General features: G+C 68.8%; 26 protein-coding genes. 12 read left to right on the top strand and 14 right to left on the bottom strand.

Annotated features, from left to right (window positions below; genetic code table 11):
* Nucleotides 1–173 precede the first annotated feature (173 nt).
* From ACFWY9_RS15185 to ACFWY9_RS15175, 3 genes are read left to right on the top strand one after another with little or no spacing between them, the layout of a single operon-like run.
* Complete coding sequence (locus tag ACFWY9_RS15185) at nucleotides 174–1,997, top strand: APC family permease (protein WP_378339084.1); 1,824 nt, start codon at nucleotides 174–176, stop codon at nucleotides 1,995–1,997.
* A 45-nt stretch (nucleotides 1,998–2,042) separates the two neighbouring features.
* Entirely contained in the window at nucleotides 2,043–2,618 is a 576-nt protein-coding gene (locus ACFWY9_RS15180) for a PadR family transcriptional regulator (RefSeq protein WP_378339083.1), read from the top strand.
* 16 nt (nucleotides 2,619–2,634) lie between these two features.
* Entirely contained in the window at nucleotides 2,635–4,098 is a 1,464-nt protein-coding gene (locus ACFWY9_RS15175; protein WP_378339082.1) for an FAD-dependent monooxygenase, read from the top strand.
* An 82-nt stretch (nucleotides 4,099–4,180) separates the two neighbouring features.
* Here the strand turns inward: ACFWY9_RS15175 and ACFWY9_RS15170 are convergent, their stop codons facing one another.
* On the bottom strand, nucleotides 4,181–5,080 hold the full coding sequence (locus ACFWY9_RS15170; protein WP_378339081.1) for a TetR/AcrR family transcriptional regulator C-terminal domain-containing protein: 900 nt from the start codon (nucleotides 5,078–5,080) through the stop codon (nucleotides 4,181–4,183).
* 185 nt (nucleotides 5,081–5,265) lie between these two features.
* On the opposite strand from ACFWY9_RS15170, the gene ACFWY9_RS15165 reads away from it, so the two are divergent.
* Nucleotides 5,266–5,985 carry a DUF2306 domain-containing protein gene (locus ACFWY9_RS15165; RefSeq protein ID WP_378339080.1) on the top strand — a complete coding sequence of 240 codons (720 nt, stop codon included), beginning with the start codon at nucleotides 5,266–5,268 and terminating at the stop codon, nucleotides 5,983–5,985.
* Here the strand turns inward: ACFWY9_RS15165 and ACFWY9_RS15160 are convergent, their stop codons facing one another.
* Nucleotides 5,986–6,936 (bottom strand): hypothetical protein, encoded by a 951-nt coding sequence (locus tag ACFWY9_RS15160; protein WP_378339079.1) that lies wholly within the window; start codon nucleotides 6,934–6,936, stop codon nucleotides 5,986–5,988.
* Nucleotides 6,937–7,191: 255 nt separating this feature from the next.
* Between ACFWY9_RS15160 and ACFWY9_RS15155 the strand changes: the two genes are divergently transcribed.
* Complete coding sequence (locus tag ACFWY9_RS15155) at nucleotides 7,192–8,160, top strand: chitinase (protein ID WP_378339078.1); 969 nt, start codon at nucleotides 7,192–7,194, stop codon at nucleotides 8,158–8,160.
* A 14-nt stretch (nucleotides 8,161–8,174) separates the two neighbouring features.
* Here ACFWY9_RS15155 and ACFWY9_RS15150 read toward each other — a convergent pair whose 3' ends face one another.
* The 6 genes from ACFWY9_RS15150 to ACFWY9_RS15125 form a co-directional block, all read right to left on the bottom strand.
* A complete protein-coding gene (locus tag ACFWY9_RS15150; protein WP_378330650.1) occupies nucleotides 8,175–8,549 on the bottom strand; it encodes a DUF427 domain-containing protein in 375 nt (124 codons plus the stop codon).
* A 47-nt stretch (nucleotides 8,550–8,596) separates the two neighbouring features.
* A complete protein-coding gene (locus ACFWY9_RS15145; protein ID WP_378330666.1) occupies nucleotides 8,597–9,352 on the bottom strand; it encodes an HAD family acid phosphatase in 756 nt (251 codons plus the stop codon).
* Nucleotides 9,353–9,419: 67 nt separating this feature from the next.
* Entirely contained in the window at nucleotides 9,420–10,595 is a 1,176-nt protein-coding gene (locus ACFWY9_RS15140) for a class I SAM-dependent methyltransferase (RefSeq protein WP_378339077.1), read from the bottom strand.
* Nucleotides 10,596–10,598: 3 nt separating this feature from the next.
* A complete protein-coding gene (locus ACFWY9_RS15135) occupies nucleotides 10,599–11,579 on the bottom strand; it encodes a class I SAM-dependent methyltransferase (RefSeq protein WP_378330648.1) in 981 nt (326 codons plus the stop codon).
* Between the two features lie 4 nt (nucleotides 11,580–11,583).
* Entirely contained in the window at nucleotides 11,584–12,363 is a 780-nt protein-coding gene (locus ACFWY9_RS15130) for an enoyl-CoA hydratase/isomerase family protein (protein WP_378339076.1), read from the bottom strand.
* 56 nt (nucleotides 12,364–12,419) lie between these two features.
* Nucleotides 12,420–13,232, bottom strand: a complete 813-nt coding sequence (locus tag ACFWY9_RS15125) for an ABC transporter ATP-binding protein (RefSeq protein ID WP_378330646.1) — start codon at nucleotides 13,230–13,232, stop codon at nucleotides 12,420–12,422.
* A gap of 332 nt (nucleotides 13,233–13,564) precedes the next feature.
* Between ACFWY9_RS15125 and ACFWY9_RS15120 the strand changes: the two genes are divergently transcribed.
* Entirely contained in the window at nucleotides 13,565–14,110 is a 546-nt protein-coding gene (locus ACFWY9_RS15120; protein ID WP_378330645.1) for a cysteine dioxygenase, read from the top strand.
* Complete coding sequence (locus ACFWY9_RS15115; protein ID WP_378339075.1) at nucleotides 14,107–14,502, top strand: rhodanese-like domain-containing protein; 396 nt, start codon at nucleotides 14,107–14,109, stop codon at nucleotides 14,500–14,502. The genes ACFWY9_RS15120 and ACFWY9_RS15115 overlap by 4 nt, the downstream gene beginning before the upstream one ends.
* 105 nt (nucleotides 14,503–14,607) lie before the next feature.
* On the opposite strand, the gene ACFWY9_RS15110 is transcribed toward ACFWY9_RS15115, so the two are convergent.
* From ACFWY9_RS15110 to ACFWY9_RS15095, 4 genes are all read right to left on the bottom strand, one after another.
* Nucleotides 14,608–17,016, bottom strand: coding sequence for an ATP-binding protein (locus ACFWY9_RS15110; RefSeq protein WP_378339074.1), 2,409 nt, complete (start codon nucleotides 17,014–17,016; stop codon nucleotides 14,608–14,610).
* 8 nt (nucleotides 17,017–17,024) lie between these two features.
* Nucleotides 17,025–17,645, bottom strand: a complete 621-nt coding sequence (locus ACFWY9_RS15105) for a DUF6879 family protein (RefSeq protein ID WP_378330642.1) — start codon at nucleotides 17,643–17,645, stop codon at nucleotides 17,025–17,027.
* Nucleotides 17,638–17,937: a hypothetical protein gene (locus tag ACFWY9_RS15100; RefSeq protein ID WP_378339073.1), complete on the bottom strand. Its 300-nt coding sequence runs from the start codon at nucleotides 17,935–17,937 to the stop codon at nucleotides 17,638–17,640. The genes ACFWY9_RS15105 and ACFWY9_RS15100 overlap by 8 nt, the downstream gene beginning before the upstream one ends.
* Nucleotides 17,938–18,417: 480 nt before the next feature.
* Nucleotides 18,418–19,194: a TetR/AcrR family transcriptional regulator gene (locus tag ACFWY9_RS15095; RefSeq protein WP_378339072.1), complete on the bottom strand. Its 777-nt coding sequence runs from the start codon at nucleotides 19,192–19,194 to the stop codon at nucleotides 18,418–18,420.
* A gap of 83 nt (nucleotides 19,195–19,277) precedes the next feature.
* Between ACFWY9_RS15095 and ACFWY9_RS15090 the strand changes: the two genes are divergently transcribed.
* Entirely contained in the window at nucleotides 19,278–20,210 is a 933-nt protein-coding gene (locus tag ACFWY9_RS15090) for a zinc-binding dehydrogenase (RefSeq protein ID WP_378339071.1), read from the top strand.
* Nucleotides 20,211–20,255: 45 nt separating this feature from the next.
* Here the strand turns inward: ACFWY9_RS15090 and ACFWY9_RS15085 are convergent, their stop codons facing one another.
* Together ACFWY9_RS15085 and ACFWY9_RS15080 are read right to left on the bottom strand one after the other, a co-directional pair.
* The gene (locus tag ACFWY9_RS15085; protein WP_378339070.1) at nucleotides 20,256–21,245 is read right to left on the bottom strand and encodes an LLM class F420-dependent oxidoreductase; all 990 of its coding nucleotides are present in this window, start codon (nucleotides 21,243–21,245) and stop codon (nucleotides 20,256–20,258) included.
* Between the two features lie 9 nt (nucleotides 21,246–21,254).
* Nucleotides 21,255–21,497, bottom strand: coding sequence for a hypothetical protein (locus ACFWY9_RS15080; protein WP_378330637.1), 243 nt, complete (start codon nucleotides 21,495–21,497; stop codon nucleotides 21,255–21,257).
* A 138-nt stretch (nucleotides 21,498–21,635) separates the two neighbouring features.
* Between ACFWY9_RS15080 and ACFWY9_RS15075 the strand changes: the two genes are divergently transcribed.
* From ACFWY9_RS15075 to ACFWY9_RS15060, 4 genes are read left to right on the top strand one after another with little or no spacing between them, the layout of a single operon-like run.
* Nucleotides 21,636–22,496: a helix-turn-helix transcriptional regulator gene (locus ACFWY9_RS15075; RefSeq protein ID WP_378330636.1), complete on the top strand. Its 861-nt coding sequence runs from the start codon at nucleotides 21,636–21,638 to the stop codon at nucleotides 22,494–22,496.
* Between the two features lie 18 nt (nucleotides 22,497–22,514).
* A complete protein-coding gene (locus ACFWY9_RS15070; RefSeq protein ID WP_378330635.1) occupies nucleotides 22,515–22,700 on the top strand; it encodes a DUF397 domain-containing protein in 186 nt (61 codons plus the stop codon).
* Nucleotides 22,701–22,709: 9 nt separating this feature from the next.
* Nucleotides 22,710–22,895: a DUF397 domain-containing protein gene (locus ACFWY9_RS15065; protein ID WP_378330634.1), complete on the top strand. Its 186-nt coding sequence runs from the start codon at nucleotides 22,710–22,712 to the stop codon at nucleotides 22,893–22,895.
* Nucleotides 22,896–22,905: 10 nt separating this feature from the next.
* A complete protein-coding gene (locus tag ACFWY9_RS15060) occupies nucleotides 22,906–23,094 on the top strand; it encodes a DUF397 domain-containing protein (protein ID WP_378330633.1) in 189 nt (62 codons plus the stop codon).
* The last annotated feature ends 136 nt before the right edge of the window (nucleotides 23,095–23,230 follow it).

Below are 23,230 nucleotides of genomic sequence, written 5' to 3'. Positions count from 1 at the left end.
AAGGCCACCTTGCAGGCGTCTGACGCCCGTAAGGTGGCCTTAACGGCATTTCGGGCCCGGGCGCGAGAGGTGTGTCACCAAAGCGTCAGTGCGTCGTGGTGATCGGCCGGAAGCGCGTTAAGAGGCCGTAGGAACGCGGCGGCGCGGGGACGGCGTGACCGCAGCCTGGGGCCGTGACCACCACTCTCAGCCCCGCCCGCACCACGGGCGGCAAGAACGAAGACCGGCATCGCCTGTCCGTGATCGGCGGGCTCGCCGCGCTTTCCCTCGACGCCATGGCATCCGTGGCGTACGGACCCGAAGCGATCGTGCTCGTGCTGGCCGTCGCGGGCGGGACCGGGCTCGGCTTCACCCTCCCGGTCACGCTCGCGATCGCGCTGCTGCTGGCGGTGCTGACGCTGTCCTACCGGCAGGTCATAGCGGCGTTCCCGAACGGCGGCGGCGCGTACGGCGTCAGCCGCGAGTACCTGGGCAGGCGAGCATCGCTGGTCGCGGCCGCGTCGTTGATCGTCGACTACGTCCTCAACGTCGCGGTCTCGGTGGCCGCCGGGGTCGCGGCGCTGACGTCGGCCTTCCCGCAACTGCTGCCCTACACCGTTTGGCTGTGCCTCGGCGTGCTGGCGCTGGTGACCGGGATCAACCTGCGCGGCATCGCGAACAGCGCGCGGGCGTTCGTGGTGCCCACCGCGATCTACGTCGGCGCGATCCTGGTGGTCGTCGTGGTCGGCCTGATCCGCACCGACCCCGCCACGGCGCTCGCGGCGGCCCCTGCCCACGCCCAGAGCCTCGAAACGGTCGGAATCCTGTTGCTGCTCAAGGCTTTCGCGAACGGCTGCTCGGCGCTGACCGGCGTCGAGGCGATCGCCAACGCCGTCCCGTCGTTCCGCAAGCCGAGGGTGAAACGCGCGCAGGCGGCCGAGGTCGCGCTCGGCGGGCTGCTCGCGGTGATGCTCATCGGCATCGCGATCCTGATCGAGAAGTTCTCGATCCAGCCGGTCGACGGCGTGACCGTGCTCTCGCAGGTCACGGGTGCCGCGCTGGGCAACGGTTTCGGTTTCTACGTCGTCCAGTTCTCCACCGTCGTCCTGCTCGCGCTGGCCGCGAACACCTCGTTCGGCGGACTGCCCGTGCTGGCGCAGTTGCTCGCGGAGCACAACAACCTGCCGCACGTGTTCGCGCTCCGCGCCGAACGTCAGGTGCACCGCTACGGCATCGGGTTCCTCGCGATCACCTCGGCCCTGCTGCTGATCATTTCCGACGGCCAGATGAACACCCTCGTCCCGCTCTTCGCGATCGGCGTGTTCGTCGGGTTCACGCTGTCGCAGATCGGCATGGTCCGGCACTGGCGGCGGACCCGCCCCGCCGGCTGGCACGGGAAGGTGTTCATCAACGGGTTCGGCGCGGCGCTCACCGCGATCGCGGCGGTCGTCGTCACGGCCACGAAGTTCGGCGAAGGCGGCTGGCTGATCGTCGTCACGCTGCCCGCGCTCGTCCTGCTCATGGAGTGGGTGCACCGGACTTACCGCCGTATCGGGGAAAGCCTCGAACTCGGCCGCACACCGGCTCCGCCGCGCCCGCACCGCGCCAGGGTGATCGTGCCCGTCCATTCGGTGACCCGGCTGACCCGCGACGCGCTCGCGGCCGCGCTGTCGCTCGGCGACCGCGTCGAGGCCGTCACGGTGACCCATCCCGGTGAGGAGGCCGCGGCGAAGAAGTTCGTCGAGGACTGGGATCGCTGGCATCCGGACGTCCCGCTCGTGCAGCTCTACGACGAACGCCGCCGGCTCGGCGAGCCGCTGGTCGAATACCTGCGCGGGATCGGCGACTGCCACGCGTTCGTGCTCATCGCCGAGGTCGAGCCGGAACACCTGTGGCAGCGCGTGTTGCAGAACCAGCGCGGGGCCGTGCTCTCCCGCGCGTTGCGGCGGCATTCCGACGCGGTGGTGTGCCGGATGCGGTTCCGGCTGACCCCGCACGTGTGCATCGACATGGACTAGTAGGTGTATAGTCGCTTCCGACTAATAGGGAGCGACTAACTCATCATGGCCACGCGCAAGATCCGGAACACCCTGGCGCTCGCCCTGCTCGGGCTGCTCGTCGAGAAGCCGATGCACCCGTACGAAATGGCGTCCACGCTGCGCGAACGCAATAAGGACACGAGTTTCAAGATCACCACGGGGACGCTGTACGACACCGTCGAATCACTGGTCCGGCACGGCTGGATCGAGCCGGTGGAGACCGTGCGCGAGGGCAACCGCCCGGAGCGCACGGTCTACGCGCACACCGAACTCGGCCAGGACGAGTTCGTGCGCTGGCTCGACGAACTGATCCGCGAGCCGGTCGCGGAGTACCCGAAGTTCGTCGCCGCGGTGTCCTACCTCGGCGCGCTCGGCCCCGAACGGGCCGCCGACGCGCTCGAAGAACGCGCGCGGCACCTGACCGAGCGCATCGAGGGCGCGGCCACGGCGCTGGACGAGACGAGCGGCGCCGGGGTGCCGCGGCTGTTCATGATCGAGGTCGAGTACGTCCGGCACGCCTGGCAGGCGGAACTGGACTGGACGCGGCGGACGATCGCCGAGATCCGCGACGGATCGCTTCCATGGCCCGAAACTCATTGACACACAGGGGAATCTCATGTCTTCGAGTCCATTTCAGACGGACGTACTGATCGCGGGCGCCGGCCCGGCCGGGCTGATGCTCGCCGTCGAACTGCGGCTGGCCGGTGTCGACGTGATCATCGTCGAACGTCATCCCGAGCGGCCGGGCTACTGCCGCGGGTTCAACCTCAACGCCCGCTCGCTCGACCTCCTCGCGCGGCGCGGGCTCGCCGACGCCCTGATCGCCGAAGGTCGTCGCGTACCGAACGCCGCCGTCGGCGGGATCGACACGATGCTCCTGCTGGCCGGGACCACCACCGATCATCCGTTCACGCTCGGGATTCCGCAGTCCCGGGTCGAGGAGTACCTGGAGGAACACGCCGCCGGGCTGGGCGCGGAGATCCTGCGCGGCCACGAACTCCGCGTCTTCACCCAGGACGGCACCGGCGTCACCGCGACCGTCCACACCGGACACGGCGAGCGCGAGATCCGCGCGGGGTTCCTTGTCGGCTGCGACGGGAGCCGGAGCGTCGTCCGCAAGCAGGCCGGGATCGCCTTCCTCGGCACCGCGGCCACAACGTACGCGCTGCTCGGCGACGTCGAGATCGATCTCGACGACCTGCCGCTCGGCGCCACGCACGGGCCGGACGGCGGCAGCGTGTTCGTCATCCCGCGGCCGGGGTACGTGCGGATCGTGACCAGGGACGAGAATCCGCCCGAGGACAAGGACACCCCGGTCACCCTCGAAGTCCTGCAGGCACAGGTCGACGCGGCGATCGGCAGGCACGTCGAGCTGCGAGCGCCGCGCTGGATGACCCGCTTCGGCGACGCCGCGAGGCTGGCGGCGCGGTATCGGGAGGGGCGGGTGCTACTGGCAGGGGACGCCGCGCACATCCATCCGCCGTCCGGCGCGATCGGCGTCAACGTGGCGCTCGACGACGCGGTGAACCTCGGCTGGAAACTCGCCGCCACTGTGCGCGGCACCGCGCCCGCGCATCTGCTCGACACCTACCACACCGAACGGCACGCGGCGGGCGAACGGATCCTCGCGAACACCCGCGCGCAGATGCTGCTGGGCGAGCTGAGCGAAACCGACGACCCGGTGAAGAACCTCCTGAGCAGGATCGCCCGGCATCCGGCGGGAAACCGCGCGTTCACCGAGGTCATCGTGGGACTCGACGCGCGGTACGAGACCGTGGTGTCCGGCGATCACCCCTGGCTGGGCCGTCTCGCCCCCGACGTCCCGCTCACGACGTCCACCGGCGAAACCCGCCTGACCGCACTCCTCCACCCCGCCCGCCCCGTCCTCCTTGACCTGACCCCCGACCACGCCTTCGCCGCCTACTCGTCCACAGTGGACACCTACGCCGCCCGCTGCCCCGCCGAGCCCGACCTCCGCGCCGCCCTCCTCCGCCCCGACGGCCACACCGCCTGGCTCAGCACCACCCCCACCACCGACCCCACCCTCCCCTTAGCCCTCACCACCTGGGCCCCCGCCTGATCACGCGAGTTCTCCACTCAATCACGCGAGATCTCGGCCCCATCACGTGAGTTACGCGCCCAATCACGTGAGATCGCCGAGATCAGAGGAGGCGGGCGATGCCGTCGAGCTGGAGGCTCAGGCCGAACTCGAAGATTTCGTCGAGGCTGTCCAGTTCGATGTCCACCATCTCGGTGGCGAGAGTCGGGTAGCGGCCGGAGGCCAGCAACTCCTCCAGCAGCGTCATGTCCGCCGCCAGCCGCTGGGTGCCGCTGATGCCGGTGTCCTGTTCGGACTCGACCTCGTAGGCGTTGGTCGCCGCGATCCCGCCGATGTAGCCGTTCAACGTGACGATGACGTGCAGCCGCGTCCGGCGGTCCAGCGCGGTATCGGACAGCGCGCGCAGCGACCAGTCGACGTGCTTCAGCGCGCTGGGGATCACCGGCGGCCGCACGAGCGAGTTGAGCAGGACCGGCGCGAGCCACGGATGCCGCCGGTAGGCCCGCCACTGCACCCGCGCGCCGAATTCCAGCCGGGTCCGCCACTGCCGCGGCCCCGGCTCCGGCAGTTCCTCGGCACCGAACGAGGCGTCGGCCATCAGCCGCAGCAGTTCCTCCTTGTCCGGCACATGCCGGTACAGCGACATCGGGCCGACGCCGAGTTCCGCGGCGAGCCTGCGCATCGACAGCGCCGCCCTGCCCTCGGTGTCGGCCAGCCGGATCGCCGCCGCCACGAGACGTTCCCGGCCCAGCGTCGAGGTCGCCGGTTCCTCCGGCGACGCCGGACCGCCCCGCCGCTCGTTCACCACCGAGCCGCTGCCGGGCACCGTGCGGATCCAGCCTTCCTGACGCAGCACGGAAAGCGCTTTCGACGCCGTGGCCATCGCGACGCCCCAGTCGCGCACCAGCGCCCGCGTCGAGGGCACCCGCTCCCCCGCGCGCAGTTCGCCGTCGGTGATCCGCCGCTGGACGTCCGCCACGATCCGCTGATACGGCGCCGTCATCCTTGCCTCCCGAACTGTACTAGTGCACTAGTACGGATGCCGCTCGGCAGTACCCGTCTTCACTAGTACGGTTTCAGGGTACGCCCCGAGATTTCCCCTGACCACTTGGCGTTTCCGGCCACCGGATTTACCGTGACAGAACAGCGCGTACGGCGTATCGCACGCGGAGAGAACAGGGGGATCAGATGACCATCACCCAGGAACCGGCCGTCCGCTCGAAGCAGGCGAAACCGTGGTGGAAGCGGCCGTGGGTCGCGCCACTCGGCTTCGTCGTGGCCGTCTTCCTCGTCTATTCGCTGCCGCCCTACCTCGGCCTCGACGTGGCGGAGTCGCGGGTGCCACCGCCGCCGGGGGTCGGCTGGTACTACCCGATGCTGGTGACCCACATCGGGTTCGCGTCGATCGCGATGGTGACGTGCGCGCTGCAGATGTGGCCGTGGCTGCGGCAGCGGCATCCCGTGGCCCACCGCAGGATCGGCCGGGTCTACGTCTTCGGCGGCGTACTCCCGGCCGGGGTCGCCGCGGTGATCATCGCGAGCGCGATGCCGGTCGGCCCGGTGGCCGCGGTCAGCAACACGATCTTCGCCCTGCTGTGGCTGTACTTCACGGTCAAGGGTTACCGCGCGGCCCGCGCCCGGCGCTTCGGCGATCACCGGCGCTGGATGATCCGCAGCTTCGCGCTGACGATGTCGATCATCACCAACCGGCTCTGGGCGCCGATCTGGGGCATGGTGCTCGCACCCCAGCTGGAGACGACGTTCGGCGGGAGCGAAGCGGCTTTGGGCTTCACCATCGCCGGGATCACGACCTGGATCGGCTGGACGCTCCCGCTGCTGATCGCGGAGTTCTGGCTGACCGAACGCGGCAAGGGCCGCAAACGCGTGCGCACCCCTGCCGCGAGCTAGTCAGAGCGTCGAGATCTTGCCCTTGTGCAGGTTCTGGATCACGTTCCGCGGGTGCTCCTTGACGTACTTCGCGGAGCCGGATTCGTAGACGACGTAGGCGTAACCGTCGTACGCGGCGATGCCCTCGGACATGCTCGGCGAGCGGAAGCAACGCGGCGATCCCTTGTCCAGGTCACGGGCGCCGGCGTTGACCACGTAGAGATTGCTGCGGTTGTCGTTGCCGTACGAGGTGCTGTAGACGAAGTGGTCCTTGGTCACCATCAGGCCCTGCGTCTTCATCGGCACCTCGTACGCGCCTTCCTGCGTGGTCAGCGCACCGTCCGCACCGACGGTGTACCGGTACATCTTGTCCCGGCCCTTGTCGTTGAACTTGCCCGCGTACAGGTCGTTCCCGTAGCTGGAGATGAACGAAGCGGCGTAGACATTACGAGCCTCGCCGTCCTGCTTCAGATACGGGACGCCGCCCGCCTTCATGGCGGTCTTCAGCTCGGACAGCTTGTACTTGCGGATCGTGCTGCCCGCACCCTGCACGAACGCCCAGTCACGGACCACGGCGATCCCGCCGACGTGCGATTCGGCGATGGCGACCGTGCCGATGTGCTTACCGCTCTTCGGGTCGATCCCGATGATGTGCGCGTCCTTACCGTCCTGATAGGACGTCACGAGCAGCAGATCGCTCGCGCCGTCCCAGTTGTTCCACGCCGCGATCCCCTGCGGGGTGTGCGTGTCCAGCCCCGGCACGGACGGCCCGATGCCGAACCGCTTGTCGTAGGCGTAGGACGCCGATGGCCCGTTGTAGAACGGCCCGTCCTTGCCGCTGGCCTTGCTGTCGCACGTGATGGCTTCCGCCGCCACGTCCGTGGCCGGGGTCGCCACCGCGGCCGTGGCCGTGGCGAGCACGACCGCCCCGCACATCGCGGCGACGACGGCGTTCCTCAGCGAAGTCCTCATGCTGCTGCTCCCTCAGTCGTGGTTCCCGGCTGGGACTTCCCCTGTTCCCGCCCGGTTCCCGCAAGGTACCAACGACTTTCGTCCGCCGCCGGACAATCGGCCACAAATCGCCGCGCGACAGCGGACAGGTTCCGTCCTCGATACCCCGGATTTTCCGTGACCGGCTGACTGCATCCGAATGGCCTATGGCAGTTCCTCACCTATTGGTCTATACCAATTGGAAGCGTTTCCCCACACCGTTGTGGAGGTCCCCCGATGCGTCTGTCCCCTCGTCCCCTGTTGGCCGCCCTCGCCGGAGCGCTCGCGCTCGGTGCCGTAGCCGCCCCCGCGACCGCGGCACCCGCCGCGAACCTGCCGGTCGCCCCCTACATCGACATGGGCGCGTGGCCGACGCCCAGCATGTCCGGGATGTCCGCAGCGAGCGGCGTCAAGAGCTTCACCCTCGGCTTCGTCACGTCGTACGGCTGCAAGGCGAGCTGGTTCGCCGCCTACGACCCGCGGACCAAGTGGCAGGCCGACGAGATCGGCAAGATCCGGTCGGCGGGCGGCGACGTGAAGATCGCTTTCGGCGGCGCGTCCGGGATCGAACTCGCGCAGGCGTGCGGCGATGTGTCCACTTTGGCCGCCGAGTACGACGCGGTGGTTAAGGCCTACAGCGCCAAGTACATCGACATGGACATCGAGGGCGCGGCGGTGGCCGACCCCACGTCGGTGCAGCGTCGCTCACAGGCGTTGAAGATCGTGCAGCAGAACAACCCCGGGCTCAAGATCTCGCTGACGCTGCCCGTACTGCCGAGCGGCCTCACCACCGACGGCGTCAACGTCGTCGCCGCGGCCAAGAACGCCGGCGTCGACCTGGACATGGTCAACGTTATGGCGATGGACTACTACCAGGGCCCCGGCGACCAGGGCGCGAAGGCGATCTCGGCGGCGAAGGCCACGCAGGCGCAGGTCAAGTCGGTGCTCGGGCTGCCGGACGAGGCGGCATGGCAGAAGATCGGCGTGACCCCGATGCTCGGCGTCAACGACTCGCAGAACGAGATCTTCTACCAGAAGGACGCCCGCGCGCTGGTGTCCTTCGCGCAGAGCGTCCACCTGGGCATGCTCTCGTCCTGGGAACAGGGCCGCGACGCCAACGCCTGCACCGGCGCGCTGTACCGCTGCACGAACATCCCGCAGGCACCCTACGAATTCGCCAAGATCTTCGCCGCCTACCACGGCTGACGGCAAAGGTCCGCTCAGGCGTGTTCGGCGATGGTGAACTTGGTGGCGTAGAAGGCGACGTGGTCCTTGATCGGGGCGACAGCGTCGTACGGCGCCTCGTACGTCCAGACGCCGTTCTCCACCGATTCACCGTCGGCGGAGAAGCTGTAGTACGCGGCGTCGCCCTTGAAGGGGCAGTACGTCGTGTGCTCGGTCCGCTCCAGCACGCTGAAGTCGACGTCCTCGCGAGGGATGTACTGCACCGGCGGAATGGTCGCCTCGCGTAGCGTCAGCGCGTTGCCGCTGTCGGCGACCACGCGACCGCCCACGGTCACGACGACCCGGCCGGGGTTCGGCTCGACCGTGATCGGATGACCGGGCCCGGGAATCTGTACCTCTTTGTGCGCCATACCACACGCAGCGCCCGGGCCCGGCCGGTTATTCCCGGCGGCCCCGCTCAGGGCAGGTAGTACATCGGGTTCGGCAGCTTGACCGGCCGTTCGGCGTACCCGCCCTCGAGGTCGCTGAACTGGTCGCCGAAGTTCAGCACGATGTTCGCCCCGGTGGACGCGATGTGCGCGCGAGTCCCGGACTTGTACTGGACGGTGTTGCAGTTCAGGCCGCACGGCAGGTAATCGGGCGCCGTCTTCTTCGGCTTGAAGAACGCGCCGGCAGGGGCCGGGTAGCCCTCGTTCGCCAGGTTCTTGAGCGACTGCGGGCCCTGGAACTCGTTGCGCCCGGTCAGGAAGTAGATCTTGACGCCGCGCTGGGCCGCCCAGTTCGCCAGCTCCAGAACCGGCTTGTTCGGGCCGAACGTCCCGTTGTCGATCGCCTGCTGTTGTTTGACCGGGTCGAAGCCGAAGTCGTTGTCGGCCTCCCAGCCGTAGGTGATCTCGGCGGTGTCGTCGACGTCGAACACGATCGCCGGGTTCTTCACCTGGTCGGCCAGCCGCCGCGACAGATAGCGCTTGGCATTCTCGACGACTCGCTTCGTGTCGGACACGAAGCGGCTGGTGTCGGAGTAGTGGTGCTTGCCCGCGGCGTCGAGGTAGTCACCGTAGTACGCCTTGACGTCGTTCTTGACCTGTCCGATGTTGGCGGGTTCCTTGGCACGGGCGGCGCTCGCGTCGTCCTGCCCGGCGAGCGCGGAGGCCCCGCCGGCGATCGTGGCTCCGACGGCCGCCGCGGCGGCGAGCTTGACGAGACCGGTCATGCGGCTTCTGAACACGGCTTTCCTCCCAGTGTGACGCCCTCGGTGTGACGCTGACCGGGAGAACGTACTACGGAACCCGCTCGGCGCGGCACAGAAAGGCGACCGGGGACCGGCCGATCCGGGTGAGCACCACCGAGGCCTCGGCCGCGCCACGGGGTTTCAGCCTGCGACGCAGCGCGTCCGGATCGACGTCGAGGCCACGCACGAGGATTTCCAGCCTGCCGACGTCGTGTCGCTTGAGGACGGTCCGCAGCGCTTTCTCCTGGTACGGCCCGTGTTCCAGCACCCGGAACGCCCGTACGCCGGACGGCGGGGTGTCGCCGGCGAGGTAGGCGATCCGCTCATCGAGCTGCCAGAGTCCGTGCCGGGCCGCGTAATGCCGTACCAGTCCGGCACGCACCACCGCGCCGTCGGGATCGATGATCCACTCCCCTGGTTCCCGCTGAGGCAGTTCGTCCGGTTCCGCGTCGGTGACCGTCCACTGTGTTCCGTCCGAACGCAACACCGTCGCCCGGCGCGAGGCCCCGGAATCCAGCCCACGCCACAGGCAGGCTTCCCGGACCTGACCGTCCAAAGAGACCAGTTCGATCTCCGAGGCCCACGGCGCTATCGCGAAGTCGAGACCGGGCGCGCATTTCACCGACAGTGGCCTGCCGGGATACGCCGCGACGAGATCGTCCAGTGGGGGCAGGAAGTCCGCCGGTTTCCACGACCGGCGACCGGCGGAATCGCGACGCGCCGGATCGGCGACCACCACGGCGTCGCGGCTCACCGGGCACAGCGCGTCGGCCATCACCAGGCCCGGCGCGACCCCGGCGGATCGAGCGTTGTGCCGGGCCATCACCAGCCGCACGGGGTCCACATCGGACCCCAGCGCGCGTCGTGCCACCCGCGAGATCTCGATCAGGTCCGCGCCCACCGAGCACGTCACGTCGTGGACGTCACGACCGTCCAACCGGGACGCCCGATGCCGCGCCACGGCGGAAGCGCTCGCCTGCTGCAAAGCGTCCGAAGTGAACAACCAATCAGCGGCAGCGTCCACTTTGGATGTGGATTTCCGGCGCAGCACCAAGGTTTCCAGCACCGCACCCGCGTACCGCTCCCCCACCGCCCTGCGCACGAAGGCGACGTCGGCAAGCCGCGAGGAATCCGTCAGCGGCAGTGAAGCACATTCGGCGAGCGCCGCGCTCCCCGCGTCGGAGCGCAGGAAGGCGACGTCGTCGAGAGTGAATCCATAGGCCATCTACTACGAAGGACGCTTCGTCCCGGTGATCATCACGTTGTAGAACAGCTCACGCGGCAACACCTTGGAGAGCAGCTTCTTGTCCAAAGCGGACAGCCGCAGCCACAGGCGGTACGCGAACAGGCGCCAGCGCAGCGTCAGTTTCTCCTGCGGCACGGCGGCCTCGAAGGTCCGGATCGGCCAGCCGGTCAGCGCGGCGGCGAACTCCTCGGTGACCGCGCGGACGTCCTGTGCCCCGGCACCGCGGGCCATCGACTCCAGCTCCGACGGATCGAAGGTGTGGATGTCGACCACGGCCTCCAGCGCCGCCGCCCGCGAGGATTCGTCCAATTCGGACTGCGGACGCCGCCAGCCGGACAGCGCGGGCAGCTTCGTCAGGTTCGTGGTGAGGAACCAGGTGACCTGCCCGAGCTTGCGCGCGTAGAAGTCGCCGACCTTCGTCGGCTCGCCCGCGAACACGAACCGCCCTCCCGGCTTGAGCACCCGCAGCACCTCGGCGAACGCCGCGCGGACGTCCGGGATGTGGTGCAGCACCGCGTGCCCGACGACCAGGTCGAACGTGTTGTCGTCGTAGGGAATGCGCTCGGCGTCGGCGACGCGGCCGTCGACGTCCAAGCCCAGGTTCTCGGCGTTGCGCAACGCGACCTGCACCATGCCGGGCGAGAGGTCGGTGACCGAGCCCTTCTTGATCACGCCGCCCTGCATCAGGTTCAGCAGGAAGAACCCGGTGCCGCTGCCCAGTTCCATCGCCGTCGGATACGGCTGGCCGTCCTCGCCCGCGACCGCGTTGAACACGTCGGTGGCGTAGGAAATGCAGCGCTCGTCGTAGGAGATGGACCACTTTTCGTCGTAGGTCCCGGCTTCCCAGTCGTGGTAGAGCACGTTCGCCAGCTTGGGGTCGGCGTAGGCCGCCTGGACCTCCTCGGCGCTGGCGTGCGGATTCGGTGCCGGGTCGCTGACGGCCTTGTCGGCGGTGTCGGTCAAGGCACTACTTCCCTTCGAAGGTGGCCTTGCCGGGGCCGTTCTCGATGAACGACTTCATGCCGTTCTTCTGGTCCTCGGTCGCCCAGAGCGCTGCGAACAGGTTCGATTCGAGCTTGAGCGCGTTGCCGAGGTCGGTGTCGAGACCGCCGTCGATCGCGGCTTTCGCGGCGCGCAGCGCGACGGCCGGGCCGTGCGCGAACTGCGCCGCCCACTTGTGCGCCTCGGTGTAGACGTCGTCCGGCGCGACGACCTTGTCGAGGATGCCCAGCGACAGCGCCTCGTCGGCCTTCACGAACCGGCCGGTGAACACGAGGTCCTTGGTCTTGCTCGGGCCGATGAGCCGCGCGAGCCGCTGCGTGCCCCCGGCGCCGGGGATGACGCCGAGCTGGATCTCCGGCTGGCCGACCTTGACGTTGTCGCCGGCGACCCGCCAGTCCGCGGTGAGGGCGAGTTCGAGGCCGCCGCCGAGCGCGTAACCGGTGACCGCGGCGACGACCGGCTTCGGGATCGACGCGATGAGCGCGAGCGAGTTGGTCAGCGCGGTGCCGAACTTCGCGATCTCCGGGTAGGTCCGGGTGGCCATCTCCTTGATGTCCGCGCCCCCGGCGAAGGTCTTCTCGCCGCCGTAGAGGATCACCGCGCGGACGTCGTCGCGATCGGTCGCCTCACGCGCGGCGTCGGCGAGCTCGCCGGTCAGCTGGGCATTCAGGGCATTGACCGGCGGCCGGTTCAGCCGGATCGTGCCGACCCCGTCCTCGACCTCCAGGGTTACGAACTCTCCCACGCCACATCCTCCTCGTTGACGATCTGCCAGCAGGCTACCGACCGGTAAGGCTCAACCTACCGTCGGCGGGCGAAGAAGCGGTCACCCGAACGCTGGAGAATCAGGTCCTGGTCGAACGTCTTCGACAGGTTTTCGCTGGTCACGACGTCCTCGACGAGCCCGGAGACGACGGCGTGGCCCTCCCGCAGGAGCAGCGCGTGGGTGAAGCCGGGCGGGATCTCCTCGACGTGGTGGGTGACCAGCACCATCGCCGGGGCCTCCGGGTCGAGCGCCAGCGCCGACAGCCGCGCGACCAGGTCCTCGCGGCCGCCGAGGTCGAGCCCGGCGGCGGGCTCGTCGAGCAGCAGCATCTCCGGGTCGGTCATCAGCGAACGCGCGATCAGCGCCCGCTTGCGCTCGCCCTCGGACAACGTGCCGAAGGTGCGCTCGGCGAGCTGCCCGATGCCGAGCACGTTCAGCAGTTCCTGGGCACGGGCGGTGTCGAGTGTGTCGTACGCCTCACGCCAGCGGCCGACGACGGCGTACCCGGCGCTGACGACGACGTCGAGCACCTTCTCGTCGCCGGGCACGCGCTGGGCGATCGCGGCCGAGGTGAAGCCGATGCGCGGGCGCAGCTCGAAGATGTTGACCTTGCCGATCCGGTCGCCGAGCAGATCGACCGTGCCGGTGGTCGGATGCAGCTCGGCCGCGGCCAGCCTGAGCAGGGTCGTCTTGCCGGCGCCGTTCGGGCCGAGCACCACCCACCGCTCGTCCAGTTCGACATTCCAGTCGAGGCCGGCGAGGAGGTCGTTGCCGCCTCGGCGCACGCCGACGCCGGCCATCCTCACCACGAGATCGTCAAGGTCGCTGGGCTGGATCGGCTCACTCACGCGCCCATTGTGGCCGCCCTCGCGCGCGCGTCCGCACCCGCCCGGTCGTGGATCGCTCCATGCCTGGTCGAGACGTCCAGCGACTGGGACATCCCGCCTGCCCCGCGTGCGCTGTGGCATGATCGGGTCATGTCCGCGACCGCGCCTTCCGCCCCGGTGACCCGGGGTTCGTTCTGGCGCCGCCGGACCATCGACCTGCTCCTGGTCGCCTCCTGCGGGTGTACCGCCTCGCGGCACGCCTGAGTTCGTCCCCTCGACGCGGGTTCTCGCCCGCCGAGTGGTCGCGTGCCGCGCGCGTACGCCTGCCCGCAGCCAGTCCAAGGAGCACTCGCGTGACCACCTCCATCGTCCGTCCCGACGTCGAAATCCACCCCCAGCTGACCGATCCGCTGCTGCCCGAGCTGTTGCACCCGACGCGGCTGTTGTGGACGCCGCGCGAGCTGGCGGACCTGACCACCACCGTGACCACCGAGCTGACCGCGGGCCTGCGGTCGCTCCTGCGGTTCGACGAGGAGCAGCGCTGGTGGGCGCGGCTCGCCCTGACCGACGGCGTCGAGCTGTGGCTGCTGTCGTGGCTGCCCGGCCAGCACACCAAGCCGCACGACCACGGCGGCGCGTCCGGCTCGTTCACCGTGCTGCAGGGCGAACTCGGCGAGGAGTACCGCTACCCCGGCGGCCCGATCCGCCGCCGCACCCACACCGCGGGCGAGGGCCTCGGCTTCGGCGCCGGGCGGGCCCACCAGGTCACCGGCATCGGCGACGCGCCGGCCGCCAGCGTCCACGCCTACTCGCCGCCGCTGGTGCCGACCCGCGAATACGCCACGCTCGCCGACGTGCCGAGCGAGATCCCGCCGCTGCCCGCGCTGGTGCGCCCGTGACGGGTATCGACGATCTCCTGGCCTCCGCGCGATCGGTGCTGGATCGCGCGGAGCCGGAGCGGGCTCAGCGGCTCCAGGCCGAGGGCGCGCTGATCGTCGACATCCGCCCGCACGCGAACCGCCTCGCGGAGGGCGAGATCCCGGGCTCGGTCATCGTCGAACGCATCCACCTCGAATGGCGGCTCGACCCGGCGAGCGAGTGGCGGCTGCCCGAGGTCCGCGCCGAGCTGCCGGTGATCGTGATGTGCAACGAGGGCTACGCCTCCAGCCTGGCCGCCGCGGACCTTCGGCGGCTCGGGCTCTCGCGCGCGACGGACCTCGTCGGTGGCTTCCGCGCGTGGCGCGCGGCGGGCCTGCCGGTACGTCCCGGCGGGACCCCCGCCGTGCCATGAGACTTGTGTACACAAAGGACTCAGGTGTCGGTAAGGCCACCTTGAGGGCGTCAGACGCCTGCAAGGTGGCCTTACCGGCATCACAGCACGCCGTGAAGGCGTCGCTTAGCCGTGTCCGGTCAGGATTTCGTCGACGCGAGCACGTATCCGGACCGCCTTCGGATCACCGAACTCCGCCAGGAGGGCCGACGCCTCGGTCCAGTGCGCTCGCGCGGGCGCCGGATCGTCGGAACTCCGCAGGGCGGTGGCGAGATGGTGGAGCGCGAGCGCGAGTTGCCACCGGTCACCGAGTTCCCGGTGGAACGCGACGGCGAGCCGGTGGAATTTGGCCGCTTCGTCGTACCGGCCCATTTCCTGGTAGGCCTCGCCCGTTCCGTCCAGCGCCTTCGCTTCCCGGCTACGGTCACCGAGACGCCGCTGGATCGACGCCGACTTCTGGTAGAAGGTCAAGGCGTCCGCGGGGTTTCCGCGAGCACGGCTGATCCGCGCCATTTCCAGGAAGCAGACCGCCTCGAAAACGACATAGCTGTCTTCGCGTGCCAGAGCCAACGCCGCTTCGACGGCCGAATCGGCGTCGGTCAGCCGACCTCGTTCTCGATACGCTATCGCGAGCGACATCAGGGCATTGCTCTCCGCGGCGCGGTCGCCGACCTCTCGCGAAGCGGCCACCGATTCCCGCAGCATCTCGACGGCTTCCCCCGGCAGGTCCAGATCACACTGGACCATCCCCAGGTTGCTCAGCAACCACGCCTGGTTCGCCCGATCACCGAGCTCCCGGAAAATGGCGACGGAATCGGCGAAATAGCGCTGCGCGTCCAGCAGCTGATGCCGTCGGTCCGCCAGGATGCCGAGGTCGTTGGTCGACATCGCGACCCCGAGCCGATCACCGATGTCCGCACGGACGGCCAGCGCGCTCCGGTGGTACTCCTCCGCCCGGTCGAGTTGCTGGGACTGCAGGAAAGCCATCCCCAGACTCGCCAGCAGCTGCGCCTCACCGAACCGATCGTGGTTGTGCCGGGCGGAGTCCAGGCCGACGCGCCCCGTGGCGATCCAGTCCTCGAACGGGTTCTGCAACGCGTACACACTCCACAACACGGCGGGCAACTGCCAGGCCAGCCGGTGGAGCCCCGCCTCGGCCGCGGCGCGGGTGGCGGCGACGAAGTTCGCGCGTTCCTCCTCGTACCACCGGAAAGCCGCACCGTAATCGGCGAAGGACAGCGGAACGACGTCCGCCGGAGGCGGATCCACCAGCACGTCCCGATCCAGTGGGCAGATGACGGCGACGGCGGCACGCGCGGTGCGCACATACCAGGTCACGACCCGCTCCACGGCCGCCCGCCGGGCTTCCGCGGTCTCCTGCCGCATCGCCTGGTCCGTGGCATACGCGCGCAGCAGATCGTGGAACTCGTACCGGCCCGGCGCACGCTGTTCGAGCATGTGCGCCCCCACGAGGGCGTCCAGCAACGATCGTGCCTGCCCGATGCCGGTGCCCGCCAGCGCGGCGGCGGCCGCGCTGCTGACTTCCGGCCCCGGATGCAAGCCCAGCAGCCGGAACATCCGTGCCGCGTCCTCGGGAAGGGCCCGGTACGACCACGCGAACACGGTCCGCACCGCGTCGGATTCCTCGTCGTTCTCAGCGGTGAGCGCGTCCCACAACACCGATTCGTCGCGCAGGTCGGCGATGAGTTCGCCGAGCAGCATCAGCGGACGGCTGGAAGCCCGCTCGGCCGCTATGCGCAGCGCGAGCGGCAACCGGGCACACAACCTCGCCAATTCGACCAGCTCCGCCGGGTCGTCGTCGCGGCGGTAGCCCGCGGTGACCGTGCGCAGCAGGTCGACGGATTCCACTTCGGACAGTGTGTTCAGCGCGAGCCGCCGCGCGCCGTCCCGTGCGACCAGCCCGGACAGGCGATTGCGGCTCGTCACCAGGACAAGGCAGTCGGCGTCTCCCGGCAGGAGCGGCCTGATCTGCCCGACGGTGGCGGCGTTGTCCAGGACGATCAGCACCCGTCGTTCCGCGACCGTGGAGCGATACAGCGCAGCCTTGTCCTCCCGCTCGGCGGGAATGGCTTCCGGCGGCACGCCCAGTGCACGCAGAAAACGATCGAGGGCCTGTTCCGGTGACACCGGCGGTCCGGGGTCGTAACCGCGCAGGTTCACGTACAACTGGCCGTCGGGAAAGCGATGCCGCGCGCTGTGTGCCCAGTGCAACGCCAGCGAGGTTTTGCCGACGCCCGCCGTGCCGGTGATGATGTAGACGCCCACGGCCGAGGGTTCGCCGCGCGCGGCCAGCGCCTCGCCGAGGCGGGCCAGTTCGCCGGACCGGTTGACGAAACCGCCCACATCGCCGGGAAGCTGGCGTGGCACCTGTCGCGGTGGATTGTTCAGGCCGTGGAAGTGGACGCCGCCATGGACTGCGCCCGCCTGCACGATATCGGCCTCGGCCCCGAAAACCTCGGACCGATTGCCCTGCGCGGATTCTTCGTTCCGGTCACCCGAATCTCCGGTGTGCATGAACCCGGCTATTCCCGCACATCGCTCAGCGGTGGCGCCAAGCCCGCTATCTCGCGCTGGAAGAAACTTTCCGCGTCCTCACCGACCGCGTAGAGGTCCGCGATGAAACGCTGACATCGGGCGATCACGGCGCGGTCGACGATGCGGATCCCGCCCTGCTGGCGGCCGGCGTCGTCGTACACGAGGTCGTACATGACATCCGAGCCAAGGGTGACCATCTCGGGCAGCATCTGGTGCTTTTCGAATTGCCGCACCTGATCCTCCCGGACCACGCGCATCCGCTCCCCGGACTGCGCCCTGATCCGAAGCACATGAAAAGCCCACTGGATATACGGCGTGATGGGCTTTTCCACCACCTTGACCCACCAGGACCGGATACCGTGCTCGGCGTCCTCGCGATACTCGGCCTCGATGTCCGGGCGGAGCGCCTCGCCCAGCCGGATCGCCTCGTCCCAGTCGCCTCTGGCGAACGCCTGCCAGCTCGGCATCGTCGGGTCCTGAAACTCCTGCCGCCGCTCCAGTTTCCAGAATCCCGGCTCACCGAGCCGCCAGTAGTCCCTGTCGAAGCCGGTCCAGTAGGCGTCGTGTTCCAGCAGTTCGCCGGACGATCCATGAAGGAGCTCATGCATCGGGAATGTCCGATTTCGCCGCGCTGACCATGGCGCCGGGGAGTACCACCAAGCGTTCGCCCTGTGCGACGCTCACGTCCGCGGGAAGCCTCGACCGGTAGGCGTCGGTGAGATCCCGGCCGATCACCGCGACGTCGCCGTTCGAGAGCACCCAGATGTCCGGGCACCCGTTCTTCCCGCCCGTGGTCGCCGCCGTTCCGCCGCGACCGCCGCTGCCCGGTTCACGCGGCGAGACGCCGAGGCGCCTGACCAGTGTCGCCGAAGGATCCGGTTTCCAGACCTTCTCGCCCATTATCGCCTCCCACGCGACCGATCAGGAATATTGACATTACCAGGAGCACAACCGGCGGGAACAGTTCCCGCGTTGCTCCACGCGTGTGAGCGACACAGGCGGCTGTCGCACGCCTTGAATTCTCGACGCGGTACACAAGTCGGCGCGATCCACCAGGATCCCGCAAGGTGATAACGGTGCGCAACCCGAAGATCTTTCGCGTAAAAACCGCGGAAACCAACGCCGAAGAGGGCTTTATCCACGAATTAGCTCACCATGCGGCCGGATCACGGAATTCATCCAGGCCGCGACAATCGATCACCACATTCCCCCAGCAGCGGGACGCTCGCCAAATAAACCGTACATACGTATTTTGGCAGCAATTCCCACCCAGGCGATCTGTGCGGCAGCGACAGCTTTTCGCTTCGCCTGATGTCGGCGTTACCAACCGGGGCAGAGCTTACTCCCGCGTGCTACCGGCGAATATTCGGGGCACCGGAGTCATTCGCGGGCGATGTCCGCCTTCCCGATCAGCGCGCCGAACCCGGTCAGCAACGCGGTGAGCCCGACTTCGAACTCGTCGTCGCCACCGACGTCCGCGACGACGTCGGCATGCTCGACAAGCAGCGGAAGGGTCGCCGCGTCTCGCGAGCGATACAGCTGTCGCCGGTGACGGCGTTCTTCGGGATCCTGCGCGTCGAGCCCCAGATTGAAGTGCACCGAGCCGATCACGAAGGTGGCCAGCGACGACGCGGCGGCGGAGGCGAGCCGGGGACTGAGCCCCGCACCGATGAACAGTTCGAGGGCGTACTCCACTCCGGCCAGGGAGTTGGGGCCGAGCCGCTCGGTCCCGCGAAGGAGCGAGGCGACGCCAGGATGCCGCAGCAGGTGCGCACGGAACCTGCGCGCGGACCATGCCGCCTTTTCGGCCCAGTCCGCGTCTTCGGGCGGAGGCGAACTCGCCACGCTCACCGCCCGGTCGACAAGCAGAGTCACCAGTTCCTCACGATTGCGCACGTGGCGGTAGAGCGACGCCTGCGTGCAGCCCAGCACCTCGGCGACGTTGCGCATGGTCAGCGCGGCGGCCCCGCGCGCATCGAGCAGAGCCATGGACGCGTCGAGGATGCCTTCGAGGGTCAGCGATCTGCGCCGCCGCGGCCGCGCGGGTTCCCGCTCCCTGGCAAGCCACCAGGCCGCCGTTCCCGGTCGAGGTTCGTCCTGGCACTCCTTCCCTTGCGACGGCTCGTCTGCCTCGGATTTCGGCCTCGGTTCCTGCACGGGACAAGGATAGCTCCTATGCGAACATTGACAACTTAAGATAAGCTAACGTTGTTCGCATAAGAGCAGCGGAAGGGAACGCCGTGCGTGCCGTACGAAACTCCGATCAGGGCATCCTCGTCGCCGAGGCCGACGAGCCGGAAGGTCCCGGGGTCCGCCTCGCCATCGGCTCGGTGGGCATCTGCGGGACCGACGTCGCCTTCGCGGCGAGCGGCGTGCAGGGCTTCACCTACGGCCACGAGTTCGCCGGCACCACCGCCGACGGCCGGTCCTACGCCGTCGAACCCACGGTCTACTGTGGAGAGTGCGACCAGTGCCGCACCGGCCACGTCCAGCGATGTGCCGCCCCGGAGCACGGAACGCTCGGCATCTTCCGGGACGGCGGCATGTGCGACGCCCTGACGGTTCCCGAGGACATGCTCGTCCCGCTCCCGCCAGGCCTCGACGTGCGCGACGCCTGCCTGGTCGAGTCAGCATCGGTGGCCGGGCACGGTGTCCGCAGCGCGTCACTCGAACCGGGAGAACGGGTGGCGATCGTCGGCGGCGGCAGCATCGGGCTGCTGGCTGCGGCGACGGCCCGGCACCACGGCTTCGACGTCGATGTCGAAGCGCGCCACCAGCACCAGAGGACCGCGGCGGAACGCCTGGGAGCCGGTACCGCGGCAGGCACCTACGACGTCGTGATCGACGCCGCGGGCAGCGAGGCCGGTCTCGCCCGATGTGCCGAACTCGCGCGCCCCGGCGGCCGCGTCGTGCTGATGGGCGTATACCAGCACACTGCTCCCATCCCGGGCATTGCCAGCCTGGTCAAGGAACTCACCTACGTCCACTCCATCGCCTACAGCAGGCACGACGGCGTCCGCGACACCGAACAGGCCGCCGCACTGCTCGCCGGGAACCCCGAGATCGCGCGGACGGTGATCACCCACCGCTTCCCGCTGGACGACGCCGCCGAGGCCTTCCGGGTGGCGGGCGACCGGGCCTCCGGCGCCATCAAGGTGGTCCTGCACCCGTGACCAGGGCTGACGACCCTGCCCGCACCGGGGCAGGGTCGTCCGGCCTCATCCGGCCAGCGCGGGCGCCACCTTGCTGGTGAACAGGTCGATACCCGACCGGTCGTAGGCGGCCTCCGCGAAGTTCAGGATCGCGTAGGTCATGCCCAGGTCCCGCATCGCCGACAGCCGTTCGGCGATCTGCTCCGGCGTGCCCACCGTGGGGCTGTTCGAGAAGTTGCCCAGCGCGTTCGCGAGAGCGTCGGCCGGGATCAGCCGCTCGTAGTGGGACCGGATCCAGGCGAGCCGGTCCTGAACGTCCTTTTCGGACTCACCGATGACGACGTTGTAGTTGGCCGACCGGGTGATCGCGCCGAAGTCGGTACCGAGGTCGGCGCAGTGCCCGGCCAGGATGTCCGACTTGCGCCGGAAGTCCTCGGGCGTGTTGCTGAAGTTGGTGTACTTCGCGTACTGGGCGGCGATCCGCAGGGTCTTCTTCTCGCCACCGCCCGCGATCCACAGCGGCAGCCCGCCCTCCTGCGGCGGCAGCGGACGCAGCAGCGCGCCGTCGGTGCGGTAGTGCTTACCGTCCAGAGTGGACGTACCGGTCGTCCAGAGGTCACGCATGATCCGCACGCCCTCGTCGAGCATGCCGAGCCGGTCGCCCGCGCTCGGGAAGCCGTAGCCGTAGGCCCGCCATTCGTGCTCGTACCAGCCGGCGCCGATGCCCATCTCGACGCGGCCGCCGGAGATGATGTCCGCGGTGGCCGCGATCTTCGCCAGATAGGCAGGGTTGCGGTAGCCCATGCAGGTGCACATCTGGCCGAGCCGGATCGTCGACGTCGCGGCGGCGAACGCCGAGATCAGCGACCAGGCCTCGTGCGTGGCCTCCTCGGTGGGCACCGGGACGGTGTGGAAGTGGTCGTAGACCCAGATCGACTCGAAGGGCCCCGCCTCGGCGTGGTGGGCGAGGCCGAGCATGGTGGTCCAGTGGTCCGCGGGGTCGATGCCGGCGAGGTCGAGCCGCCAGCCCTGCGGTACGAAGAGTCCGAAACGCATGCCCTCAACCTAGGCCACGGTTCCGCGCGTCCGCAGGTCCTCCTCGACCTGCGCGATCGCGGCGTCCAGCGCGGCGCGGAAATCGATGATCTCCCTGCCCGACAGCGCGATCAGCGCGCCGTCCGGCCCGCACACGCCGAGGCTGCCCTTGTTGGCCTCGACGGAACACACCCCCGTCCGGCGATCGCCGTCGCTGCAGCGCACCAGCCATTCCCGGCGCGGTTTGACGTTGTTGATCGCGAAGTCGCCCATGGCGCTTCCCCTTTCAGGTGACCGTGGTGGACGTGAGCCCGAGATCTTGCTCACAGCTGCTACTGTGAAGCTACAAGAGTAAAAATGCAACTGCTGTACAGCAATTGCTGCAACCTTTGACTCCTTTGGGTGATGCGCATGCGGATGACGCCGACCGTGCGGCTGAAGTTCCTGTCGATCTACATGCGGGAAGCCCGCCTCGAAGCGGGCGTCGACATGAAGGACGCCGCCAAGCTGCTGGGCCGGGACACCACGCGCGTCACGAAGATGGAGAAGGGCCGCGAGGGCCTGACGCCCGGCGACGCGAAGATGCTGCTCGACCACTACGACGTGCACACCGAGGAGCAGAAGGCCGCCATTGTCGAACTGGCCAGGACCCGCAGCCAGCGCGGCCGCTGGTCCGGCCATCGCGCCGCCGTCCCGCTCCAGCAGCGCGCCTACTACGACTTCGAGTGGGACGCCAACCTCATCCAGCACTACGGCGCCGAAGTAGTACCCGGTCTGCTCCAGACCGAGGCGTACATGCGCGCCATCCTCGCCCACGACTTCCGCCGGGACACGATCAACGTCGACGACGTCATCGCAGCGCGACTTGAACGCCAGGAGGTGCTGTTCCGCCAACGGCCCGCAACGGCACACTTCGTGCTCAGCGAGAGCTGCCTACGCCGGATGGTCGGCGGCAACGCGGTGATGCACGAGCAGTTGCGACATCTCGCCACCACCGCCCGGCGACCCAATGTCCAGTTACAGGTGCTGCCCTTCGACTCGCCGAGCGCCGCACGAACCTTCAGCTTCACCATGTTGCGCATCCCGGCGCCCACTACCTCGGCACCGCCGCTGGAGATGGTCTACGTGGAGAACCTGCACGACGCGGACTACCTCGATGGAATCTCTGATGTAGCGGACTACGCGAACCTCTGGAGTCGCCTTACCGCGAACGCACCAGGCATGGACAAGTCGAAGAGGTTTATCCTGGACATCGCCCAGAATTTCGCGTAACACCGAAGGACGGTCCCCATGTCGCCTGACTTCCCGACAGCCACGTTCAAGACCTCCAGCTACAGCGAAAGCAACGGTACGTGCGTGGAGGTCGCGGTCATCCCGGGGTACGCCGCCGTGCGCGACACCAAGGACCGCACCAGCGGCCACATCACCGTGCCCGCCGCGAGCTTCACCGCCCTCCTCACCACGCTGAAGAACTAAAGGACAACCATGTCCCCTGACTTCTCCACGGCCACCTTCAAGATCTCCACCTACACCGAAGGCAACGGTACGTGCGTGGAGGTCGCGGTCACCCCGGGGTTCGCGGCGGTCCGCGACACCAAGGACCGCGCCAGCGGGCACATCGCCGTCCCCGCAGCCAGCTTCACCGCCCTGCTCACCGCGCTGAAGAACTGAGGACAGCCCCATGTCCCCCGACTACTCGACAGCCACCTTCAAAACCTCCACCTACACCGAAGGCAACGGCACCTGCGTAGAGATCGCGGTCGTCCCCGGATACGCCGCCGTGCGCGACACCAAGGATCGCGCGGGCGGGCACATCGCCGTCCCCGCCGCTGCCTTCGGTGCCTTCCTGGCGGTCGTGAAGGAGAGCTGAGCGGGGCGCCAAGCGTCCTTTGTGGATGGCCGATCGGCGGAGTCGGGGGCGGGGCGGGCGGGGGGGGCGGGGGCCGGCCCCGACCCGCCCCCCCCGGCCCCCGCCGGGCTTCCGGCCGTGGTGGACGCCTGGCGGG

This window comes from Amycolatopsis sp. NPDC059027 (assembly GCF_042739735.1).
Taxonomy (GTDB): Bacteria; Actinomycetota; Actinomycetes; order Mycobacteriales; family Pseudonocardiaceae; genus Amycolatopsis.
Note: the sequence above shows the minus strand (reverse complement) of the source record. Positions and strands in the feature narration are given on the sequence as shown.